The organism is Enterorhabdus sp. P55, assembly GCF_009911695.1.
Taxonomy (GTDB): domain Bacteria; phylum Actinomycetota; class Coriobacteriia; order Coriobacteriales; family Eggerthellaceae; genus Enterorhabdus.
In genome coordinates this window covers 1-21,898 of the sequence record NZ_QWKK01000012.1, presented here as the reverse complement: position 1 = coordinate 21,898, position 21,898 = coordinate 1, and the positions used below count along the sequence as shown (strand labels likewise).

General features: G+C 67.5%; 18 protein-coding genes. 3 read left to right on the top strand and 15 right to left on the bottom strand.

The features are described 5' to 3' along the window. Positions 1–141 precede the first annotated feature (141 nt). On the bottom strand, positions 142–477 hold the full coding sequence (locus tag D1643_RS12015) for a helix-turn-helix transcriptional regulator (protein WP_370520266.1): 336 nt from the start codon (positions 475–477) through the stop codon (positions 142–144). Then, positions 447–1,724 carry a hypothetical protein gene (locus tag D1643_RS02395; protein ID WP_160708244.1) on the bottom strand — a complete coding sequence of 426 codons (1,278 nt, stop codon included), beginning with the start codon at positions 1,722–1,724 and terminating at the stop codon, positions 447–449. The genes D1643_RS12015 and D1643_RS02395 overlap by 31 nt, the downstream gene beginning before the upstream one ends. Positions 1,725–2,079: 355 nt before the next feature. On the opposite strand from D1643_RS02395, the gene D1643_RS02390 reads away from it, so the two are divergent. Continuing rightward, positions 2,080–4,524, top strand: coding sequence for a molybdopterin-dependent oxidoreductase (locus D1643_RS02390; RefSeq protein ID WP_160708242.1), 2,445 nt, complete (start codon positions 2,080–2,082; stop codon positions 4,522–4,524). A gap of 9 nt (positions 4,525–4,533) precedes the next feature. After that, on the top strand, positions 4,534–5,310 hold the full coding sequence (locus D1643_RS11750; RefSeq protein ID WP_236643322.1) for a hypothetical protein: 777 nt from the start codon (positions 4,534–4,536) through the stop codon (positions 5,308–5,310). Positions 5,311–5,404: 94 nt separating this feature from the next. On the opposite strand, the gene D1643_RS02380 is transcribed toward D1643_RS11750, so the two are convergent. The 7 genes from D1643_RS02380 to D1643_RS02350 form a co-directional block, all read right to left on the bottom strand. Then, positions 5,405–5,587 carry a hypothetical protein gene (locus D1643_RS02380; RefSeq protein ID WP_160708240.1) on the bottom strand — a complete coding sequence of 61 codons (183 nt, stop codon included), beginning with the start codon at positions 5,585–5,587 and terminating at the stop codon, positions 5,405–5,407. A 12-nt stretch (positions 5,588–5,599) separates the two neighbouring features. After that, positions 5,600–6,592 carry a uroporphyrinogen decarboxylase family protein gene (locus tag D1643_RS02375; protein ID WP_160708238.1) on the bottom strand — a complete coding sequence of 331 codons (993 nt, stop codon included), beginning with the start codon at positions 6,590–6,592 and terminating at the stop codon, positions 5,600–5,602. An 82-nt stretch (positions 6,593–6,674) separates the two neighbouring features. Next, complete coding sequence (locus D1643_RS02370) at positions 6,675–8,663, bottom strand: FAD-dependent oxidoreductase (RefSeq protein ID WP_160708236.1); 1,989 nt, start codon at positions 8,661–8,663, stop codon at positions 6,675–6,677. Between the two features lie 118 nt (positions 8,664–8,781). Further along, positions 8,782–9,783, bottom strand: a complete 1,002-nt coding sequence (locus D1643_RS02365) for a uroporphyrinogen decarboxylase family protein (protein WP_160708270.1) — start codon at positions 9,781–9,783, stop codon at positions 8,782–8,784. A gap of 155 nt (positions 9,784–9,938) precedes the next feature. Beyond that, positions 9,939–10,577: a corrinoid protein gene (locus D1643_RS02360; RefSeq protein ID WP_160708234.1), complete on the bottom strand. Its 639-nt coding sequence runs from the start codon at positions 10,575–10,577 to the stop codon at positions 9,939–9,941. Between the two features lie 42 nt (positions 10,578–10,619). Next, positions 10,620–11,609 carry a uroporphyrinogen decarboxylase family protein gene (locus tag D1643_RS02355; RefSeq protein ID WP_236643321.1) on the bottom strand — a complete coding sequence of 330 codons (990 nt, stop codon included), beginning with the start codon at positions 11,607–11,609 and terminating at the stop codon, positions 10,620–10,622. A 46-nt stretch (positions 11,610–11,655) separates the two neighbouring features. Continuing rightward, complete coding sequence (locus D1643_RS02350) at positions 11,656–12,648, bottom strand: uroporphyrinogen decarboxylase family protein (protein ID WP_160708232.1); 993 nt, start codon at positions 12,646–12,648, stop codon at positions 11,656–11,658. Between the two features lie 142 nt (positions 12,649–12,790). Here D1643_RS02350 and D1643_RS02345 point away from each other — a divergent pair, with 142 nt between their 5' ends. After that, on the top strand, positions 12,791–14,329 hold the full coding sequence (locus tag D1643_RS02345) for a helix-turn-helix domain-containing protein (protein ID WP_160708230.1): 1,539 nt from the start codon (positions 12,791–12,793) through the stop codon (positions 14,327–14,329). Between the two features lie 126 nt (positions 14,330–14,455). Here the strand turns inward: D1643_RS02345 and D1643_RS02340 are convergent, their stop codons facing one another. The 6 genes from D1643_RS02340 to D1643_RS02315 all read right to left on the bottom strand — a co-directional run. Beyond that, positions 14,456–14,830 carry a hypothetical protein gene (locus D1643_RS02340; protein WP_160708228.1) on the bottom strand — a complete coding sequence of 125 codons (375 nt, stop codon included), beginning with the start codon at positions 14,828–14,830 and terminating at the stop codon, positions 14,456–14,458. Positions 14,831–14,891: 61 nt separating this feature from the next. After that, positions 14,892–16,211, bottom strand: a complete 1,320-nt coding sequence (locus tag D1643_RS02335; protein ID WP_160708226.1) for an MFS transporter — start codon at positions 16,209–16,211, stop codon at positions 14,892–14,894. Between the two features lie 262 nt (positions 16,212–16,473). Further along, a complete protein-coding gene (locus D1643_RS02330) occupies positions 16,474–17,802 on the bottom strand; it encodes an MFS transporter (protein ID WP_160708224.1) in 1,329 nt (442 codons plus the stop codon). A 25-nt stretch (positions 17,803–17,827) separates the two neighbouring features. Continuing rightward, entirely contained in the window at positions 17,828–19,198 is a 1,371-nt protein-coding gene (locus D1643_RS02325) for an MmgE/PrpD family protein (protein ID WP_160708222.1), read from the bottom strand. 75 nt (positions 19,199–19,273) lie between these two features. Then, on the bottom strand, positions 19,274–19,624 hold the full coding sequence (locus tag D1643_RS02320) for a 4Fe-4S dicluster domain-containing protein (RefSeq protein ID WP_160708220.1): 351 nt from the start codon (positions 19,622–19,624) through the stop codon (positions 19,274–19,276). A gap of 36 nt (positions 19,625–19,660) precedes the next feature. Next, positions 19,661–21,898: molybdopterin-dependent oxidoreductase (locus D1643_RS02315; protein ID WP_160708218.1), on the bottom strand; the 2,238-nt coding region annotated here is incomplete at its 5' end.

Genomic DNA, 21,898 nt, shown 5'->3' with positions numbered 1-21,898 from the left:
CGCCTTTCATGAGGTGGCAGGGGCTAAATGGGCAACGTAAGGTTTGGGGGATTATGCCCGCGGGCCGCGAGGACGCCGGCAGGCCCGACAGGGACGCCCCCGGCCCGACCCGCGCCGAGGGCCGGGGGCGCGCACGGCGCGTCACGCGTCGGCGCCCTCGTCGATCTCCGCGCACTCCACGAGGTCCATGAGCTCCTGGCGCGAGTGCACGCCCGTCTTCTGATAGATGTTGTAGATGTGCGCCTTGGCCGTGTGCGACGAGATGACGAGCTTCTCGGTGATGTACTCGGCGTTGCGCCCCTTGGCCAGCATGGTGAGCACCTCGCGCTGGCGGCTGGAGAGCCCGTAGCGGTCGGCCACGGCCTCGCACTTGAGGTGAAAGACGCTCGGGCGGTGCGCGTCGCCCTCAGGCGCCGGCTGCGCAGCCCCGTCGGGGGCCGGGGAGTCTATCTTGCGAATGGGCGTGCCGGGAGACACCGACAGTGACGCCCCCCCCCGTCGGATTCGACGCGCTTGAAGCGGTTCTCGTCCGGATAGTTGTCCTCGGTCATGACGAACGACGCCGAGAAGATGACGAGCAGCATGAACATGATGACCGATCCGGGCGTCACGAGCGGCCCGAAGAACGCGGCCGAGGCCGGCATGAACCCCGCGAAGGCGAGCACCATGCCCACCCCGATGCCGATGAAGCACATGAGGCGCCCGAAGGAGAAGGCCCGCACGGCCGACAGGTCGCAGATCACGATGTGCTTGCACACCGCCGAGAGCGAGCAGGTGATGGGGAAGAACGACCCGCACAGAAGCAGCAGCGCGAAGATGACCACCAGCTCGTCGGGCACGAACACGAGGGGGAACACCACGATGGCCGAGCCGGGCAAGAACCACCGCATGGTGACCGACTCGGTGACGCGATGGGTCTTGAGCGCGTCGTAGAGCAGCAGCAGGCAGGTGGCCGCCACCATCAGCTCTATGATGAAGTAGGGCCAGTCATGCACCGTCTGGGTGGACAGGATGCAGCCCACCGCGTAGCCCGCCGCCATGCCCGCCGTGGCCGTGGCCAGGTACGACCGCCACACGATGCGGTGGCGCTGGTCGGACTGGGCGCGGCTGGCGCGGGAGCGCTCGCGCAGGTCGAACAGGCGCATGACGATGAGGTAGCACGCAAGCGACACGAGCGGGAACAGCGCCGCGAAGGCGAACAGCAGCGCCTGGCTGATGAAGAGCAGCCAGATGCAGGCGAGCGCGGCGGCGGCGAAGATGCCGTTGACGTAGACGCGCAGCGACCCATGGAAGAACAGGCAGACGTACTCGCCGTAGAGCGGGTTCAAGAACCCGAAGCCGGCGCCGGCCAGAAGCGAGGGAACCCAGAGGATCCCCGACTGGCCCTGGAGCACCCACAGCCCCGCCGTGCCGAGCGCCGAGCAGGCGGCCGCGAGGACGAAGTGCGTCATGCGGTGCGCCACGAGCCCATCGGAGCAGTACCACGTTCCCAGAAGCGCCGCGCACGCGCCGCCTACGAAAGCGAGGTGAGCCCCGCTCGAGATAAGCCCCGCGGGGTCAGTCAGCGGAAAGAACACGGAGGTGCCCAGCATGAGGAAGACCCAGCCATAGCAGGCGACCACGCCGATGAGGCCTATGAGTATGCGGGGGTTCACCATGATCCATCCGCCGGTATGAGCCGCGCCCTCTTCCTGCGCGTCCTCCCTGTCAGCCTCTTGCTTCAACGGCCTCGCACCCCCTCTACCATCTGGCTTCGGCCATACTACCAAGCCTTTCTGAAGCAAAAGGCGAAGGAAAGGCCCGAATGGGCAGTATAAGGCCTGAGGTATTAGGCGCTGACGGAAAGATGGGATGCGGATCCCCATGGGAAATCGGCAGGCGGGAGGACGGAGCGCGGGGGCGGGGGCGCGCCTGCGGCTAAGCATCGCAAAATAGGACACGGCACCCCATCGTCGCGCAGACGCGCGAGACCAAATAGCATGGCACGCTGAATGCCGCCGAGCGGCGCCCTTCCTAGACTGCTCCTTGAGCGAAGCCCCGCGGCTGCGGGGATGCGCGAGGGAAAGAGAAAGGAGAGTTATGGCCGATTACAAAGAGTGGTTGGACGAGCTCAACCGCGAGGCGTACCACGACGGCGAGTGGCAGTGGCAGGAGGGGGACTTCACCGTCACGCGCACGACGCACTGGTCTCCCCCGGGCTGCCACATGGGCTGCGGCGTCCTGCTGTACACCAAGGACAACAAGCTCGTGAAGGTGGAGGGCGACCCGCTCAACGCCGTCGCCAACGGCAAGCTGTGCATGCGCTGCCTCACCATGCCCGAGGCCGTCAACCATCCCGACCGCCTGAAGTACCCCCTGCGTCGCGCCGGCGAGCGCGGCGAGGACAAGTGGGAGCGCATCAGCTGGGACGAGGCCTATGACGAGATCACCGAGAAGGTGCTCAAGATCAAGAAGGAGCACGGCTCCGAGACCATCGTGGTGGTGCACGGCACCGGCCGCAACATCGGCTGGCAGGTGCCCTACTTCGCGTCCGCCTGCATGGAGACGCCCAACGTGTCCACCTTCGGCTTCACCGGCTTCGCCTGCTACCTGCCCCGCATGATCGGCACCTCCGCCAAGCAGGGCGACATGTTCATCGTCGACGCCTCCCAGGCCCACTGGGACCGCTATGCCAACGAGAACTGGCAGGTGCCCGGCGTCGTGCTGGTGTGGGGCAACGAGCCCATCAAGTCCAACGCCGACGGCTTCCTGGGCCACTGGCTCGTCCAGTGCGTCCAGATGGGGTCGAAGATCATCTCGGTCGACCCGCGCCTGACCTGGTGGGGCGCCCGCGCCGCGTTCTGGCTGCCCGTCCGCCCCGGCACTGACGCCGTGGTGGCCATGGCCATGCTCAACGTCATCATCGGCGAGGACCTCTACGACCACGAGTTCGTCGAGAAGTGGACCTACGGCTTCGAGGCCCTGGCCGAGCGCGTGGCCGACAAGACGCCCGAGTGGGCCGAGCCCATCTGCGAGGTGCCCGCCGACAAGATCCGCGGCGCCGCCCGCCTCATCGCCACGGCGTCGAGCTGCGCCTGCCAGTGGGGCCTGGCCTTCGAGCAGCAGATCGCCGCGCTCGGCGTGACCGAGTCGGTGGCCGACATCATGGCCATCACCGGCAACATCGACAACCCGGGCGGCAACGCGCTGTACCGCTGCGCCTTCCTCATCGAGAAGCGCTACGGCCTGGGCGACGAGTACATCTCCAAGGAGACCTACGCCAAGAAGCTCATCCCGCAGACCTCCGGCATCAACGAGTCCAACATCGTGTCCTGCGCCGACACCGACGCCATCCTGGCGGCCATCGAGACCGGCGAGCCCTACGCCATCCAGATGTTCTGGATCCAGAGCTCCAACGCGCTGTCCTGCGCCTCCATGGACCCGGCCCGTACGCGCGCGGCCCTCATGAAGGTGCCGTTCATCGTGGTGGCCGACCCGTTCATGACCCCGACGGCCCAGGCCCTGGCCGACATCGTGCTGCCCGTGGCCATGAGCTGCGAGCGCAACTCCTGCCGCACCTGGTGGACCCCCGTCCGCACCATGGTCAAGGTCACCGACTTCTACGAGGCCAAGTCCGACGAGCAGATCTGCCTGGACCTCGGCAAGCGCATCAAGCCGGAGCACTGGCCGTGGGAGACCGACGAGGAGTGGTCGAACTGGTACCTGACCGACCAGCTGGCCCCCGGTGGCACCGAGTACAAGCGCACCTGGTGGGAGACGGTGCAGAACCCCTCCAGCCCCGAGAACGGCTGCTATGGCGAGAGCTGCAACGGCACCGCGTACTGGGAGTGGGACGCCACCTACGACAAGTACGCCAAGGGCATGCTGCGCCCCGACGGCCAGCCGGGCTTCAACACCCCCACCGGCCGCGTTGAGCTGTGGTCCTTCGGCTTCGACCACTGGGGCGTCGACCCGCTGCCCTACCACATCGAGCCGCCCGAGAGCCCGCTCTCCACGCCTAACACCTTCAAGGAGTTCCCCATCATCCTGTCCGGCGGCGGCCGCTCCTTCGAGTTCTTCCACTCCGAGCATCGCCAGCTGCCCACCATGCGCGAGTTCCACCCGTGGCCGCTCGTCATGGTCAACCCCGCCGACTGTGAGAAGTACGGCGTGAAGGACGGCGACTGGATCTGGGTGGAGAACAGCCGCGGCGCCCGCTTCAAGCAGCAGGTCAAGGCCACCATCGAGGTGCAGCCCGGCCGCATCCACGCCGAGCACGGCTGGTGGTTCCCCGAGCAGGACGGCGCCGAGCCCAACTTCTACGGCACCTACGACTCCAACCTGAACAACATGACCGAGGCCTTCCGCGTGGGCCAGGGCGGCATCGGCAGCGCCATCAAGAGCATGCTCTGCAAGATCTACCCGGTGCAGCCGGGCGATGTGCTGCCCCATGACGTCATCGCCGAGAAGGGCGACTTCGCCGAGTACGAGCCCGGCAAGCCCTACCAGGTGGTCGAAGAGCCCGTCGTCACGGTCATCAACTAGGAGGAGCAGATGAAGGGAATCCTGATCAACTACGAGTACTGCACGGGCTGCCACTCCTGCGAGGTCGCCTGCCGAAACGAGCGCGGCCTGGCGGCCGGCGAGTACGGCATCAAGCTGACCGAGGTGGGCCCCTACGAGTACACGACCCCCATCGACGCCGACACGCCCTACGAGTGGGTCTACAACCCCACCATCACCAAGGCATGCGACCTGTGCGAGGCCCGCACCGCCCTGGGCAAGATGCCCTCCTGCGTGCAGGCCTGCCAGGCGTGGTGCATGTACTACGGCGAGGTGGAGGACCTGGCCAAGAAGATGGACGGCAAGACGCGCTGGGCGCTCTACACCCCCATCTCCGACGACGCCCGCGCGGCCATGACGGCCGAGCGCGAGGCCATGACGGCCGGCACCGCCGAGGCCGGCACCGTGCAGGTGGGCGCCGGGGCCAAGGCCGAGTCGCGCACCGAGAGCTACGGCACGTGGGTCGGCGACATGGAGCTCAACATCGTCCTGCGCGGCGCCGAGAAGCTCGAAGCCTTCCTCGCCGAGTTCGCGACCATCGACCTGGAGGCCGCGAAGAAGGACATCGAGGAGCAGATCATCGCCGACGAGAAGGCGACGGCCTACGTGCTGGCCGCCGACAAGGCCAAGGACGGCGCGGCCCACGAGCTGGGCTTCATGGCCATCGTCATGAACTACGACGCCCAGGGCACGCAGCTGGGCGGCGGCAAGGCCTACCTGGACAAGGGCCAGGAGGTCGCCCGCAAGGACATCACGCTGATGTTCTAAGCCGGAAGCACGCTCCCGGAAAAGGAAAAGGACCCGCACGGGTCCTTTTCCTTTTCTGGCGCCCGTCGCAGAGGACGGCGCGGGTCGCCCCAGCTTACTCGTTGCCGACGGGCGTGGGCGGGGCGGGCTCCAGCTTGACGGCCGTGAGCTTCTTGCCGCCGCACGCGGGGCAGGCGGGCACGCCGGGCGGCACGTCGGCCCCGCAGGCAGCGCAGACGAACTTGGCGCGGGCCGAGTAGGCGCCGCACTTGTTGCAGTGGGTGCAGGGGTAGCACATGGGCGGTTCCTCCTAGGCGAAGTCGCGCGCCGAGCAGCGGTCTATCTCGGCGCTCACCGCATCGTACACCCCGGGGTAGCCGCTCGAGTCCAGGCCGGAGGTGAGACACGGGATAAACCCGGTCGTGCGGCCCACCGCCGCGATGGCGGCGTCCACCTCGGCGCGCACCTCCTCGCGCGTCCAGTCGGGCTTGTCGACGATCTGCGACTCGATGCCGCCCATGAACGCGATCTGCCCGCCGAAGCGGTCGATGAGCGCCGGGATGTCGTTGGTGGTGCGCAGGGTGCCCTGCCAGATGTCCACGCCCATCTCCACCATGAAGGGCACGAGCGTCTCGCCGAAGCTGTCCGAGTGGTGCACGATGAGCTCCACCCCGTGGTCACGCCAGTAGCCGTAGATGCGCTTGTAGGGCTCCAGCAGGAACTCCTCGAACATCTCCGGCGCCAGGAACGTCGATATCTGGGTGCCCCAGTCGTCGTGGTGGAACAGCGCGTCGGGCTTGACGTACTTGATGTGCATGTCGGCCAGGCGCAGCTCGTAGTCGACGATCTGATCGATGAGCGCGTGCATCTCATCGGGCTCCTCGTAGAAGTTGACCAGGGCCTCGGTGATCTCGCACAGGTGGTGCACCCGCTCGAACACGCCGGGGAACACCGCGCTCGTCACGAACTGCTCCGTGCGGTCTACGGCCGCCGCGCGCTCGGCGATGGGCGCCCAGAACGCCGGGTCGTCCAGATCGCCGGGCACCCTCACCTGGTCGCGCCACGCGCAGATGTCGGTGATGACGCGGTGGTCCAGGTCGTGCATGGGAAACAGCCCCGGCTGCCCGGGGATGGACTGCTGGTAGCAGCCCCAGGCGTCGATGAGGTAGCCCTCGTCGGCCAGGTGGGAGCGGTCGGAGAGCGGGCTTGCCATGATGAGCGCGAACGCCTCGTACTGGTTGACGTAGCGGTCGGGGCTCCCGCCCCGGATGCACTCGATGAGGTTCTGCCGCTTGGTGAGCATGGGAGCGGCTCCTTTCTCGTTTCTCGGGAGGACGGGCGGCCCGGCGGGGCGCTGCTCACCGCCGGGCCGCGCAGGGGGGGCGCTACAGCGAGCTGGCCAGCTCGTAGGCGTCCCAGATGGCGCTCATGATGTTGGCGACGGAGCGGGCATCGCCGATCTTGTGGACGAGGGGGCGCGCGAAGCGCAGCTGGTCGTAGAGCGTATCGTCAGAGCGGTAGCCCACGCACTCGATCATGCTATCGGCAGGCACCCTCACCTCCTCCTCCTCGGGCGTCTCCGCCACCACGCAGCCGTCGGCATAGCCCACGGCCTGGGACTCGGTCAGCACGCGCACCCCGTGGAAAGGAAGCAGCTTGCGCAGCATCTCGAAGTTGGCGGGGCAGAGCGGCCCGTTGAGCTCGAGCACGTCGCCAAGCGCCTCCACGATAGTCACCGCATGGCCCGTCTGGGCCAGGTGGAGGGCCAGCTCGCAGCCCACCAGGCCGCCGCCGATGACCACTACGTCATGGCCAGGGTCAGCAACGCCCATGAGCACGTCCTCAGCCGCCAGCAGCGGCGCGTCCGACAGGGGGAAGCCCTTCGGCCTGGCCCCGGTGGCCACGATGACGTGGTCGAAGCCGCCCTCAGCCGCCATCTCGGCGGTGACGGGCGCGTTCAGGCGCACCTCCACGCCCGCGCGGCGCAGCTGCTCCTCGTACCAGGCGATGAGGGCATGGTCATCCTCCTTGAAGGCCGGCGCCCCGCCGGGCACCAGGTTGCCGCCCAGGCGCCCCTTGGCCTCGCAGAGCACCACGTCATGGCCGCGCAGGGCCGCCACCCGGGCCGCCTCCATGCCGGCCGGGCCGCCGCCGGCCACCAGCACGCGCTGGGGGGCGAGGGCCGGGGTCAGGCGGGCGTAGCGCTCGCGGGCGCAGGCCGGGTTGACGGCGCAGGAGATGTTCTTGTAGCGAATCATGCGCCCAAGGCAGCCCTCGTGGCACGACAGGCACGGACGGATGGAGGCCTCATCGTCCTGGCGCAGCTTGTTCACGTAGTCGGGGTCGGCCAGGAGCGGGCGCCCCAGGCCGATGAGGTCGCAGACGCCCTCGGCGACGGCGGCCGAGGCCATGGCGGGGTCGTCCATGCGCCCGGCGCAGATGACCGGCACGTCCACGGCGTCCTTGATCATCTTGGCGAAGGGGCGGTACATCCCCTTCTCCACGTACATCGGCGGGTGGTTCCACCACCAGGCGTCGTAGCAGCCCACGTCAACGTCCAGGGCGTCGTAGCCGTAGGCCACCAGCAGCTTGGCGGCCTCCACGCCCTCGTCCACGTCGCGGCCCAGCTCCTCGAACTCCTCGCCGGGCAACGCGCCGTCGCGCAGGCCCTTGATGAAGCTCTTGGGCGAGAACCGCAGGGTGACGGGGAACGCGGCGCCGCACTGGGCCTTGATCTCCTCCACCACCTCGCGGGCGAAGCGCAGGCGGTTCTCCAAGCTGCCGCCGTACTCGTCGTCGCGCTCGTTGAACAGGCTGATGGCGAACTGGTCGAGCAGGTAGCCCTCGTGCACCGCGTGGATCTGCACGCCGTCGAAGCCGGCGTCCTTGGCGATGCGGGCTGCCTGGCCGCACTGGCGCGTGATGTCGTGGACCTCGTCCACGGTGAGCGGTCGGCAGTCCAGGTCGAACCAGCGGCTCTGGGTGGCCGACGCCGACACGGGCAGCTCCCCCTCGGGAAACTCGGCGTACACACGGCCGAAGCCTGCCGATATCTGCAGGAAGATGCAGGAGCCGTAGGCGTGGACGCGCTCGGTCATCTCGTGGGCCGTGCGGATGAAGTGCGCAGGGTTGATGGTGGCCGACGGCGTGGAGGGGTACTCGTGGGTCTCGATGTTGTTGGCGGCGTGGGTGACGCCGGTGATGATGAGGCCGGTGCCGCCCTTGGCGCGCTCGACGTAGTAGTCGATGCCGCGCTGGGTGAAGCCGCCCTCGGCGTCGCCCAGGCCCACCGGGCCCATGGCCGCCATGGCGAAGCGGTTGGGCAGGGTCACGCCGGCAATGGACACCGGCTCGAACAGGTTGCGGTACTTCATGGGATCTCCTCCCGTGAATCAGGCGGCCGCCTCCCTGCGCGGCCGCAAGGAGAAGGCGCCCGCCCTCCCTGGCGAGGGGGCGAGGCGAGTAGGCGGGCGGGGCGCCGGGGACGCGGGCCTAGCGCGCGTCGTAGAACTCGTCCACCGCCGCGAAGAAGGCGTCGATGTTCTCCCAGGGGCTCATCGGCGGCACGTCGCAGCCGGTGGAGGGGATGAAGTTGGGGTACTTGGAGCACGACTCCATGAGCGCGAGGGTGGCCTCGCGCACCGACTCCGGCGTGCCGTTGCGGATCTGGCCGGCCGGGTCCACGTTGCCCATGACGAGCGCGTCGGAGGGCATGAGGGGCAGGATGTCGGCCATGGCGATGGCGTTGCCGAAGTGGAAGGCCGCCGCGCCCGTGGCCGCGACGGCGTCGGCGGCGGCCACCACGGAGCCCCCGCAGTTGTGGTAGACCACGATGAACCCGTCGTCCTGCACCGCGTCCACGATCCGGCGCGCGTAGGGCGTGGAGAACTCGGCCATGAGCTCGGGCGGCAGCAGGCCGGCCAGCGGCTCGGCCATGACCACGCCGTCGGCGCCGGCCTCCTTGAACGCGCCCGCGTAGGCGCGGATGAACTCCGTGCACTTCTCGAGCACGGCGTGGACGAGCTCGGGCTCCTCGTAGCACAGCACCATGACCTCGTTCACGTCCATGAGGCGCCCCGCCAGCGAGAACGGCCCGATGACGCCGGCGAGCACGGGGCGGTCGCCTATGCGCGAGGCCGCCTCGCGCACGGCCTCCACGTAGAGCCCCGTGCGCCCGTCGCCCACCGCGGGCACGGCCAGCTCGGCGGGGTCGGAGTCCTCGTCGACGACAGAGCCGATGACCGTGGGCACCTCGTCGTCGGTCACGCGCACCTCGGAGCCGAAGGCCTCGGCCTCCACCGACAGGTCCATGAACGACACGCTCGCCGCCGTGGGGAGCCTCTCCGCCACGAGCACCATGGCCTCGGCCTGGCGCCCGCTGTCGCCGATGAGCTCGGCCACGGTGATGCCCAGGGGCTGGACGGCCGGGAACGAGACGACCGGCAGGGGCTGCTTGCGCTCGGCCGCGATCTGATCCGCGGCCCACTGCTTCATATCCAAGGGATTCTCCCTCCTCGTCGGCTGCGGCCGGGCCCCGGGAGGCGGGGCCGGCGCAGCGAGGTCAAGCCAAAGGAGCCCCGGGTCCCGGCCCGGGGCGGCGAATCGGGCGGAGCCGGCCCCGCCTCCCGGGGCCCTCCGCGCGGGGGCCGCTACCCCCGCACCAGCTCGACGGCGCGCACCGCCGCGGCGCCGGCGTCGGGGGTGTAGGCGTCGGCGCCCACCTCGTCGGCGAAGGCCTGGGTGACGGGCGCGCCGCCCACCATGACCTTCACCTTATCGCGCAGGCCGGCCTCCTCGATGGCGCGGATGGTGGCGCCGATCTCGGGCATGGTGGTGGTGAGCAGCGCCGAGCAGCACACGATGTCCACGTCGTCGTGCTCCTGCAAAAACGTCACGAACTGCTCGGGCGCCACGTCCACGCCCAGGTCGGTGACCTCGAAGCCCTTCGACTCGATCATCATGCGCACGAGGTTCTTGCCGATGTCGTGCATGTCGCCCTTGACCGTGCCGATGACGGCCTTGCCCACCGGCTCCGCCCCGGCCGCGGCCAGGTGGGGCTTGAGCACCTCGGTGCCGGCGGCCATGGCGCGGGCGGCCACGAGCATCTCGGGCACGAAGGCCTCGCCGGCGCTGAACTTGTCGCCGACGATGGTCATGGCGGGGATGAGCCCCTCGTTGAGGATGGCGACGGGGTCGCAGCCCTCGTCGAGCGCCTGCTGCACGAGCGGCGCCACCTCCTTGCGCTTGCCGCGCTGAACGGCGGAGGAGATGTCGTCGTAGATGGTCATGGCGGTTCCTTTCTCTCTGGGTGTCTGAGGTGGTTCGGGGTTCTAGCGGATGGGGTGCTCGCGGGCCCACTGGGCGCCGTAGACGCGCAAATCGGCCTCCACCAGGTGCTCGTTGGGCTCGCGCAGCAGGTGCGCGGGGGCGCCCGGGTAGAAGCGGCCGGCCGGGCAGTAGGTGTCGACGCAGCGGTGCACCTCGGTCATGATCTCGGCGTCGGTGGTGTCCGGGTCGTCGATGGCCGGGCCGTCCACGCCGCCGATGAGGGCCATGCGGCCACCCAGGCGCTCCTGGATGGACACGATGTCGTTCTGCGGGATGACGCCCTGCCAGATGTCCACGCCTATCTCGGCCATGTCCTCGACGATGGGCTCGCAGATGCAGTCGGCGTGGTGGACGTAGATCATGCCGCACTCGTGGATGACGTCGGCGATCTCCTTCTGCAGCGGCTTGATCATCTCGCGCCACGTATCCGGCGGGAGGAACAGGTTCTGCTTGGAGCCCCAGTCGTCCTGGAAGAAGATGACGTCGGGCTGGATGTGGAAGGCGGCCTCTTTGATGAGGCGCTTCTTGTAGTCGGCGATGGCCGTGAGCATCTCGAACATGGCCTCGGGCTCCTCGAGGTAGGCGCAGAACGCCTCCTCCATGCCCATGAGGAAGTGGGAGCGTTCGAAGATGCCCTGGGCGCAGAAGTACTCGAGGAAGTGCTGGCTGCGATCCACCTGGGCGGCCTTGGCCTGGCACTCCGACCAGTCCTTGTCGTCAAGCGACGGGATGACCAGCTGCTCGCGCCACTTGGTGATGTCGGTCACCACGGCGTTCTCGGGCGTGATGACGGGGTGCTTGCCGGCGCCGTCAATGGGGTTCACGCACACGGTGCCCCAGGAGTCCTTGTGCTCCCGTCCGTCCTTGGGCATCGAGTCGCTCTTCCAGATGGGGTCGATCATGATCTTGACGGCCCACTGGAAGTCGCCGTAGTACTCCGGCTGCCTTCCCTCGTAGATGGCCATCATGTTCTCGCGCGGGGTCATTTCCATGGCATTCCTCCTCGGTGATCGGTCGTATACGTCGTAAGGGGCAGAACTAGGCGAAGAACCGCGGGCTCAGCTTGGCAATCTCGTCGGTGACCGCCTGGTAGACGCCCGGGTAGCCGCTGTTGTTGAGGCCCGAGGTGAGCGACGGGATGAAGAACTTCGTGCGGTTCACCGAGGTGAGGGCACGCTCCACCTCGGCAGCCACCTCCTCCTCAGTCCAGTCGGGCTTGTCGATGAGCTGGGACTCCACGCCGCCCATGAACGAGATCTGCCCGCCGTACTCGTCGACGAGCTTGGGGATGTCGTTTGTCGAGCTGATGACGCCTTGCCACACGTCCACGCCCATGTCGATCATGTAGGGCACGAGCGTCTCGCCGAAGGAGTCGGAGTGGTGGATCACGTACTGCACGCCGTGGTCCTTCCAGTAGCCGTAAACCGTCTTGTAGGGCTCGAGGAAGAACTCCTCGAACATCTCCGGCGACAGGAAGGTGGAGATCTGAGTGCCCCAGTCGTCGTGGTGGAAGAGCACCTCGGGCTTGAGGTACTTGAGGTGCGCGTCGGCCAGGCGCAGCTCCCAGGCCACGATCTCGTCGATGAGCTCGTGCATGGCCTCGGGCTCCTCGTAGAAGTTCATGAGGGTCTCGGTGATCTCGCCCAGATGGTGGCAGCGCTCGAAGATGCCCGGCATCACCGCGCTGCAGACCAGCTGCTCGGTGCGATCGACGGCCTCGGCCTGCTGGGCGAAGGGCTCCCAGAACTCGGGGATGTCCGGGTCGCCGGGGATCTTCACCTGGCTGCGCCAGTCGCAGATGTCGGTGATGACGCGGTGCTCCAGGTCGTGGTACGGGAAGAAGCCGGGCTCGCCGGCCACCTTGCCCTGGTAGCAGCCCCACGCGTCGATGAGGTAGCCGTCGCTCGCCAGGTGCGACTTGTCGCTGAGCGGGCTCGGCGCGATCATGGCCAGCGCCTCGTACTGGTTGACGAACCGGTCGGGGTTGCCCCCGGTGATGCACTCGATGAAGTTCTGTCGCTTCGTGAGCATGACGCTCCCTTCTCTCGTCCCCTCGGCCCTGGGCCTTAGGGCCATCATAGGAAGCGCCGCGCTATAATGAGATATGCCATATGCACAATAAGATTCAGGAAAAATGAGCATTACGCCTACAGACGAGTGAAATGAGGAACCGGTGATACCGCTGCCCATCCTGCTTGACCGTGTCGGTGAGCTCTCCACGACCATCGCCTACCAGCGGCTCACCGTCGCCGCGGTCTCGTGGGTCGACCTCGACGACGGCACCCTCCCCCCGCCGGGGCGCCAGGTGGCGCGAGCCGTGGTGCGCGCTGCCTCCGAGGCGGACGATGCCGCCGCCGACGCGCGCTCGCTCACCTTCCTCCTCCTCGACGACCCGGACGCCGCCGCCCTCTCCCGCCTGGGCAAGAACGTGGTGGCCGTGGAGACGGGGCTCTCCCCGCTCGCCTTCGCCCAGCAGCTCCAAGCCTGCGCGCTCGAGCTCATGGAATGGGAGCGCACGCTCGACCGGATAGCCCTGGCCGACGGCACGCTGCAAGACTTCCTCACCGCGAGCGAGGCCGTCATCGGCAACTTCATCAACATATCGGACTCGTCGTTTCGCCTCATCGCCTACACCAAGGGGATCGTGCTCGACGACCCCGCCGTGGCCGCCTACATCGAGCGCGGCTACCACGACGAGGCAACGGTCGCGCGCTTCCGGGCCACCCACGCCATGGAGCGGTGGAAGCGCCAGCGCAAGAGCCAGTATCACGAGGCGCCCGAGGGAAAGAAGCACCCGTTCATCAACTACGTGTTCCGGGTGAACAGCTCCTACTACATGCAGATGGTCATGACCTGCCACCGCACGCCCTTCACGCCGGGGCTCTCGGCCAAGTTCGACATCCTGGCCCAGCACATCCAGCAGCACATCCGCCGCATCGACACGCTGCAGGACCGCACGTTCGAGAAGTCGGCGGCCTTTCTGCTCGACATGCTGCGCGGTGAGTCAGTGGAGCCACGGCACCTGCGGCAGCAGGCGCGCCAGCTGCGCATCTCCGTAGACGCGCCCCTGCGCCTCTACGAGCTCTCGCCCCTCGACGCGGCCGACGCCACCGTCATGTGGAGCGCTCGACGCATCGCTGAGCGCCTGCCCGAGTGCCCGGTGCTGCCCCACGAGGAGCGCATCTTCGTCGTGACGCCACGCGAGCCGGACAACCCCTGGCGCGACGACGCGCGCGTCGAGGCCGTGCTGGCACCGCTGGCCGCAAGCGACGGCTACGTCTTGGCGGCGTCAGGCATCGTGGAGGGGCTCGCGCGCCTGCCGCTCGCGCTCGATCAGGCGGTGAGCGCGCGCCTGATGGCGACGGCCGCGCCGCTGGCGGAGGGACGGCCGGCGCTGCGCCACTTCGAGCTGGGCTTCCTCGCCTACGCGCTCAGCCGGCGGCGCCCCTCTACGAGCGCGCTCGACGAAGCCGCGCGCCAGAGCATCCTCGGGTTCCTGCAGCAAGACGGCGTCCGCGGCGCCGAGGACGCCGACTTCCTGATGGTCTACTACGAGCATCACTGCAAGGCGGCCGAGACCGCTCGGGCACTCGGCGTCCACCGCAACACGGTGGCCAACCGCCTGCACGCCCTGGAGGAGCGCTTCGGGGCCGACCTCGCCCGCCCCGAGCTCGAGCAGAGCCTGCGCGCCTGCGCGCTGCTCCTGCGCTAGCGGGCGGCAAACGCAAGGCGCCGCGGGGCGGGGCGGGGCGGCGGGGCGGGCGGGCCAGGCAGGACGCCCGAGCTGCGAGTGAGTGCCGCACCCACGCGCCACGCCCTCGCGCCACGCCCTGGCGCCCTAGAGCTGCGGGCGATCCCAGGCCACCGGCCAGCTGCCCACCGTGCCGGGCTCGTCGGCGCGGGGCAGGTCGGCCTCCGCACCAGGGCAGACGGGCTCGTACTCGGCCGGCTGGTTGCGGGCTATCTCGATCAGGGCGCCGAAGAACTCCTCCGCCGCCGCCTGGCTGCTCGCCACGCCCGCCGCCTCCGCGCCCGTGCCCGCCGCCTCCGCGGCCGGCGGCGCAGGCGCCACCTGGCCAGGCGGCAGCGGAACCATGAACCCGCAGGCCGGGCAGCGCTCGACGCCTGCCGGCACGGGCTCCTTGCACATCGGGCACACGCCCGGCTCGAGCTTCACCTTGCACGCCCCGCAGTGGGAGCACGGATAGCACATGGGATTCCTCCTTCATCGCCCCGCCCTGCCGCTCAGCCGCGCAGGACCTGCCGCCGCGCGCCTAGCGCTGCGGCAGCCCGTTCTCCTCCAGCACGGCCTTGGTGACCGCCTGGGCATCCGCATCGGTGGTCCACACCAGCTTGCGCTTGTCCCAGTAGGCCAGGGCCACGCAGCCCATGGCGAACACGCAGGTGCCGATGAGGATCACGAAGGCCGGCACAAAGCTGCCCAGCGAGTCATAGGACATGCCCACGAGCACGCCGGAGAACGAGCCGAACAGGCCCACGCCGGTGCGGATCCACGCGTGGATCTGCGTGTAGTTGCGCGAGCCGAAGATCTCGCGGATGAGCAGCGGCAGGCTCACCGACATGAGCGAGTCCTGCACGCCGAACATGACGGCCGAGATGGCCAGGAGCACCGGGTTGTGCAGCGTGATGAAGCCGATGATGCCAAGGGCTATGACGACAAGCTCGATCATGGTGGTGCGCTGCACGCCGATCTTGTCGTTGAGCCAGCCCATGAGGAACTTGTCGAACACCGACCCCACGGACTGCGCCGACACGATGAGGGCGGCGAAGGAGGCGGTGAACCCGATGGACTCGATGTAGCCGGGCATATGCTGCTCGATGCCGCCGTGGATGAACGACGCGATGCCCGCGAAGATGAACAGGCACCAGAACGCGATGGAGAGCACCGCGCGCTTGACCGACACGCCGCGCATGTTGGGCAGCGAGTGATCCTCCTCGTCCTCGGGCACGTAGCCGTAGGGCACCGTGCCGATGTCCGAGGGCTTCTTGCGCAGAAGCTGCACGGCCGGGAGTATGACCGCAAAGGCGGCGATGCCCACGAAGGCGTAGGCAGCCCGCCATCCGATGTTCAAGATGATAAGGCTGATCACCTGCGAGAACACGGCCGCCGATATGCTCGAGCAGGCCATGACGATGCCGTAGATGAAGCCGCGGCGCTTGATGAACCAGTTGCCCACCAGCGTGGCCGAGGGCAGCACGAAGATGCACGACCCGGCCGCGCCCACGAAGAACCCGGCTATCTGCCAGTGGACGAGCACGCCGCCGAGGGCCATGGAGGCCACCGAGGCCGCCAGGATGGTGATGGCGATGCTCATCACCACGCGGATGTTGTACTTGGTGAGGATCTTGCCGGCGATGGGCGTCACGAGCGTGGTGCCGATGAAGTAGCCGGTCATGTAGGTCGATATCTCAGAGCGAAGAAACCCCATGTCCTCGCAGACCGGGACGTAGAACAGGCTGCCGCAGTTCAAGATGAGTCCCATGCCGAAGGCCTGGACCAAACAGCAGCAGATCATGATGACGAAAGCGTAGTGGTACTTGCCCAGCAGCTTGCCGTCGCGAATGATGGCCATCACTTTCCCCCTAGTTGATTGCCGAGACCGCCAGGATAGACGGCTATTGAGACGCCCCCCCCCCGGCGTTTTTTCCGGCGAGCGGCGCCGAGGGGAACAGAGGGGGGCTGGCTGATGCGGTGTCCGCCTAGGCGGACGATAGGGGCGGCCGGGGCTGTTTTGCGTACGTAAGCTCTACGAATTAGGCTTTCTTGAGGCACACATGCTGTAATGGGGTGTTACCAAAGCCGCAGCCGCCCGTCTTGCGTCTTGCTAAGAAGACCTAGGACTGGTCGTCGTCCTCGTGGGCCTCCATCTTCTCGGCAGCAGCCGGAGCGGGCGTCTTGATGCCAGCGATCAGCTGAGGCGCCTTGGCCTTGCCGATGAGGATGAGGACGAGCACGAAGATGAAGTACACGACGGCGAGCATCCAGGCCACGTTCCAGTTGGCCAGGGCGGAAGACTCGATGCCCGTGGCGCCCTTGATGCCAGCCACGCCCAGGACGGGGGCCAGGAAGGCCAGCACCGGGGCGGAGAAGAACTGGAACAGGTTCTGGGAGCCGGCCAGCAGCGACAGGCCAAGCGTAGCGCCCTCGCGGGGCAGAACCTTGACCAGCTGCAGGATCAGCGCCGGGTTGAGCAGGCCGAAGCCGAAGCCGTAGAGGATGGTGCCCACGGCGTAGGCCGGCACGGTGATCACGTGGGTGAGGATGAAGAAGCCGATGCCCTCAAGCGCGATGGCGATGGGCAGGTCGAAGCCGCCCAGGCGGCCCTTGAGGAAGGCGCCGTAGCACAGGGCACCCACCGCGCAGCTGGCGGTCTGCAGCGAGGAGATCCAGCCGGTCACGCCAGTGTCGCCCAGGCCCACGCCGGCGATGGCCAGCGAGATGGACGTCATGTAGGAGAACTGGAAGATGTTCCAGATGCCCGCCACGATGATGATCAGCCAGGAGATGGCGGTGATCGACTTCAGCGGGTTGCCCTTCTTGCCGTCAGCGGTGGTGCCGGCGGGCTTGACCTCGGGCTCCTTCAGCCAGGCGATGATCATGAGCGCGATCGGCACGGCCATGAGCATGCCGATGAAGGCGTAGCGCCAGGACAGCACGGCCAGCATGCCGCCGATGATCTGGAAGATGGAGCCGGAGATGCCGCCAACGGCGGTCTTGAAGCTCATGAGCTGGTCGCGCTTCTTGCCGGTGAACAGGTCGGCGATGAAGGAGGAGGCCATCGGGAAGATCATGCCGCGGCCGAGGCCGAGCACGACGCGGGTGGCCAGCAGCAGCCAGAAGCCCTCCACGGTCTCGGGCACGAAGGCCGCGAGCGAGCCCATGAACATGAGCACCATGGCGAGGATCAGGATGTGCTTCTTCTTCATGTAGCGCTCCAAGATGCCCACCAGGATGGCGCCGAAGATGGCCATCAGGGACGGGATGCCCTGGATCTGCTGGATCATGACGGTGTCGATGCCGAGGCCCGCGTAGGCCGCGCGCACCGTGGCCAGGCCAGGCGTCACGAAGGACTGCACGTACTGCATCGTGATGACGAGCAGTGCGGCGACTTGGACGGTCACGCCATACTTCTGGCCGCCGTCTTGGGTTTTCGTAGTAGCCATCGAATTCCCCTTCTTTCTTAATCTACTACTGCATGAACTTGGTCAGTTCGGTGATGTCATCGAGCTCTTCAAGGCGTGCCACGGTCTCGACGACGCGATCCGCGTCTTCGCGCGAAAGCGTCTGGGAGAACTCGATGTTCTTGTAGAACTTGTCCAACACCTCCTCATCGGTCATCGCGCTCTTGTAGATGTCGCCCTTGGGCACATCGCAGCGGGCGTGGTACTGGGTGCCGTCCGCCATGACTATGTCGACCTCGGCCGTCTGGTACTCGTCGGGCGCGAGGGTGGGCGCGATCTCGATCTTGTCGATCAGGCGCTTGAGCGCCGGGTCCTCCATGGCCTCGCGGTTCATGGACTCCGGGCGCACGGCCTTGGTGGCGATGGCCACCGCGGCGGTGTAGATGATGCTGAAGGCGCCGCTCACCTGCGGCTCCTCGCCAATCTCCCACGGCTGGCCGACGAAGCCGGCAGCGGTGCGCGGGGTGGCGTGGATGACGACCTTCTCCACGGCCTCGGGGTCGATGTCGTGGGCCTCGACGATCTGCATGCAGGCGTCGATGGAGGGGTGGGTAGCGCGGCACGCCGACCACGGCTTGATGACCACGTCGCCGTAGAACACCTTCCCGAGGTCCTGGCAGAGGATCTCGGGCTTCTGGGCGTCGCCGCAGAACAGGAAGAAGTAGCCCTTCTTGCCGCCGAAGGCGTCATGGGTGGCCGTCATGCCGCGGGCCGCGAAGTCCGCAGAGAAGATGGCGTTGCGCGAGGCCAGCGCCATGGGAAGCTTGAAGGACAGCGTCTTGAAGTTGATGTTGTCCATCGAGCCGCCGAGCATGTTCAGGTCGATGCCGAGCGCGTTGTTCAGCTGGACCTCGGAGAGCTTGGCCAGCTTGCCGGCGATGACGGTGGCGCCCAGGCCGTTGATGGTGTTGGTGTTGTCCCAGCCGCCGTACACGTCGAAGCCCGACGCAGCGCCCAGGCGGGCGGCGATGTCGTCGCCGAGGGCCAGCGCGGTGATGAAGTCACGGCCGGAGGCCTTGGCGCGCTCGGCGCAGGCGAGCGCCGTGGGGACGGTGGTGCCGCTGATGTGGGCGGCGGAGCTCTTCTTGCCCGGGTTCTCGGCCTCGATGGCCTCGAAGTCGTAGGAGCGCATGGAGAAGCTGTTGATCATGGCGGCAGACGGCGTGTCGATGGCCTTCTTGCGGAAGAACGCCGAGCTCTGCGGCGTGGTGCCGTAGCTCAGCAGCAGGTCGTACAGCTCGTCGCACATGGGAGCGTGCACGCCGGCGGCGATGACGCCGATGGAGTCGAGCACGCGGGTCTTGACGCGGGTGATGGTGAAGTCGTCAAGCGTCGAGAAGTCGGCCGCGACGACGTGCGAGCAAACCTCGTCGGTCATGCTCATAGTGAACCCCCCTTCAGTCATGGGGCCGCGGGCGCGCCCCTCGGAGCGCCCGCGGCCGTCATATCCCCTTTATTCCTTGACGGTGATCAGAGACCAGCGGGTCTTGCCGTCCATCTTCTTGACAAGCTCCTCAGCCTCGCCGTAGTACATGCACCACGCCTGGCAGTGCTGGACGCACATGGGCATCTTGCCCTCGGCGGTGCGGCTGGCGCACATGTCGCAGGCCTGGGTGATGACGGGCATGTAGGTCCACTCCCACGTGCCCTCGAGGCCCGGGCGCGTGCTGAACTGGAACGGCCCGACCTCCTCCACCTTGATGCCGAACTCGCCCTTGGGCAGGTCGAGCTCCTTCTTGCAGGCCACCTCGCAGGAATGGCAGCCGGTGCAGTAGTCGTAGTTGACGAGAATCGCCTTAGTCATTAGGTATTCGCCTCCTCTTCGTTTCTCCTGGGTCTGCTATTCGGCCTCGCCGTGCTCCTTGGCGTAGATGAGCGCGTTGCGGCCCTGCATGTCGGCGTCCTCCACCTTCATGGCCTGGACGCGCTTGGCATCCTCGAGCTGCTTCATGAGCTTGGCGTTGCCCTCGGCGGCCTGGGCCGCGGACTCGGCGTCGCCGGCCATGACGCCGACGATGTAGTCGCCCCAGCCGCCCTCGCGGGTGACCTTCTCGCCGGGCATCTGGTCGCCGGGCTCGTACTTGTAGATGCGGGCGAGGAAGCTCTTGATGCCCGAGCCGATGCCGCCCTGACCGGTCTCGAAGTTGAGGGTCATGTTGTTGATGTTGGAATCGAACACGCCGAACAGGCTGGGCTCAGCGGCCTCCTCCTCCGGGTACCACCACGCATGCTCCATGTGGATGGTGTCCTTCTTGATGCCAGGGAACAGGAACGCCTTCTGGCGGCAGCGGCCGTGGGTGGACTCGATCCACACCCAGTCGCCGTCCTCGATGCCGTACTCGGCGGCGGCCTCCGGGTGGATGGTCACCAGCGGGTAGGGATGGAACTCGCGCATGGTCTCCAGCTGACGGTGCTCGGAGTGGAAGAACTCGTAGGAGCGGCCGCCGGACGTGGCGATGAACGGGTACTCCTTGAACTTCTCCGGCGTGGAGACCGGGGAGTCCTTCGGCTCGATGTGGTACGGCATCGGGTCGACGCCCCAGTGGTTGTAGCCCCAGCTCCAGAACTCGAAGCGGCCGGTGGCGGTGTCGAAGCCCGGCTCGCCGTCGGGACGGCACATGCCCTTCTCGTACTTGTAGTACTCGGCGTCCCACGGGTCGTACTTGTAGCCGCCGCGGGCCTGCAGCTCCTCGAAGTCGCCCTCGTAGCGGGTGCCGCCCTCGGCGTACTGGTCGCAGAGGTACCAGGTGGAGAGCTCCTTGTCGTCCTTCCAGGGCCAGTTCTCGGGCTTGAGGCGGCGGCCCAGGTCGAGGATGATCTGCTCGTCGGACTTGGCCTCGTAGTAGCTCGTGCACTTGGAGATGGAGCGGGCCGGCGTCCACCAGGTGCGCACGGCGTTGCGCTCGCAGCTCATGGCCACGGGCAGCACGATGTCGGCGTGGGCCACGGCGGTGGGGGTCATGAACGGGTCGGCGACGACGACGAACGGGATCTTGTTCATGGCCTCGTACATGCGGGGCGCGTCCATGCCGGAGCAGGCCAGCGGGTTGGCGGACTCGATCCACAGCATCTGGGGCTGGAACGGATCGCCCGTCTCCACCGCGTGCAGCAGCGGGTCGGTGGCGGCGCAGGCCACGATGTCGGAGGACTCGATGCCGGCGGAGAGCGTCATCTTGCCGGCGTACTCCTCACGCGGGATCTTGAAGTCGCCCAGGCCGTAGCGCTTCTCGATGTCGAAGGCGCACTTGATGAGCAGGTTGCCGCCGGGGTTGTCGATGTTGCCGGTGACGCCCATGAGGTCGCAGGCCGCGGCGGTCACGCCGAGGGCGGACAGCTGCTGCTCGAAGGCGAGACCCCACTGGATGGAGGCGGACTCGGCGGTGGCGTACAGACGCGCAGCGCCGCGGATGTCCTCGGCCGGCACGCCGCAGATCTCGGCAGCCCAGTCGGCGTCCTTGCCCTGCACCGACTCGACGAGCTGCTCGTAGCCGTAGCCCCACTTGTCGATGAAGTCGTGGTCGACGAGGTCCTCGTTGATGATGGTGTTGAGCATGGCGATGCCCAGCGCGGCGTCGGTGCCGGGGCGCACCTGCAGGAAGTACTCAGCGCGGGAGCCCAGCCAGGTCAGGCGCGGGTCGATGGAGATGATCTTGGTGCCCATCTGCATGCACTCGACGATCCAGTGGCCCAAGAAGCCGTCGGCGTTGGCCTTGAGCGGCTCGTTGCCCCACACCATGATGACGTCGGGGCGGCGGAAGGTATCGGCCGCGTAGCGCATCTCGTGGGTCTCGGACACGTCGATGATGGTCATCTCGCCCATCTTCGCCGACGCGCCGATCATGCGCGGCAGGTAGCACGCGAAGCCGGTGAAGCCGAAGTTGCACACGTTGGGCGTCTCAAGCGCCGTGGAGGCGAACAGGGGCAGCTGCCAGCCGATGTTACGGCCGGTGCCGTGGTCGAAGATGATGGTGTGGGAGCCGTGGGTCTCCTTGATCCAGTTGACCTTCTCCACGATGATGTCGTAGGCCTCGTCCCAGCTGATGCGCTCCCACTTGTTCTCGCCGCGCTCGCCAGCGCG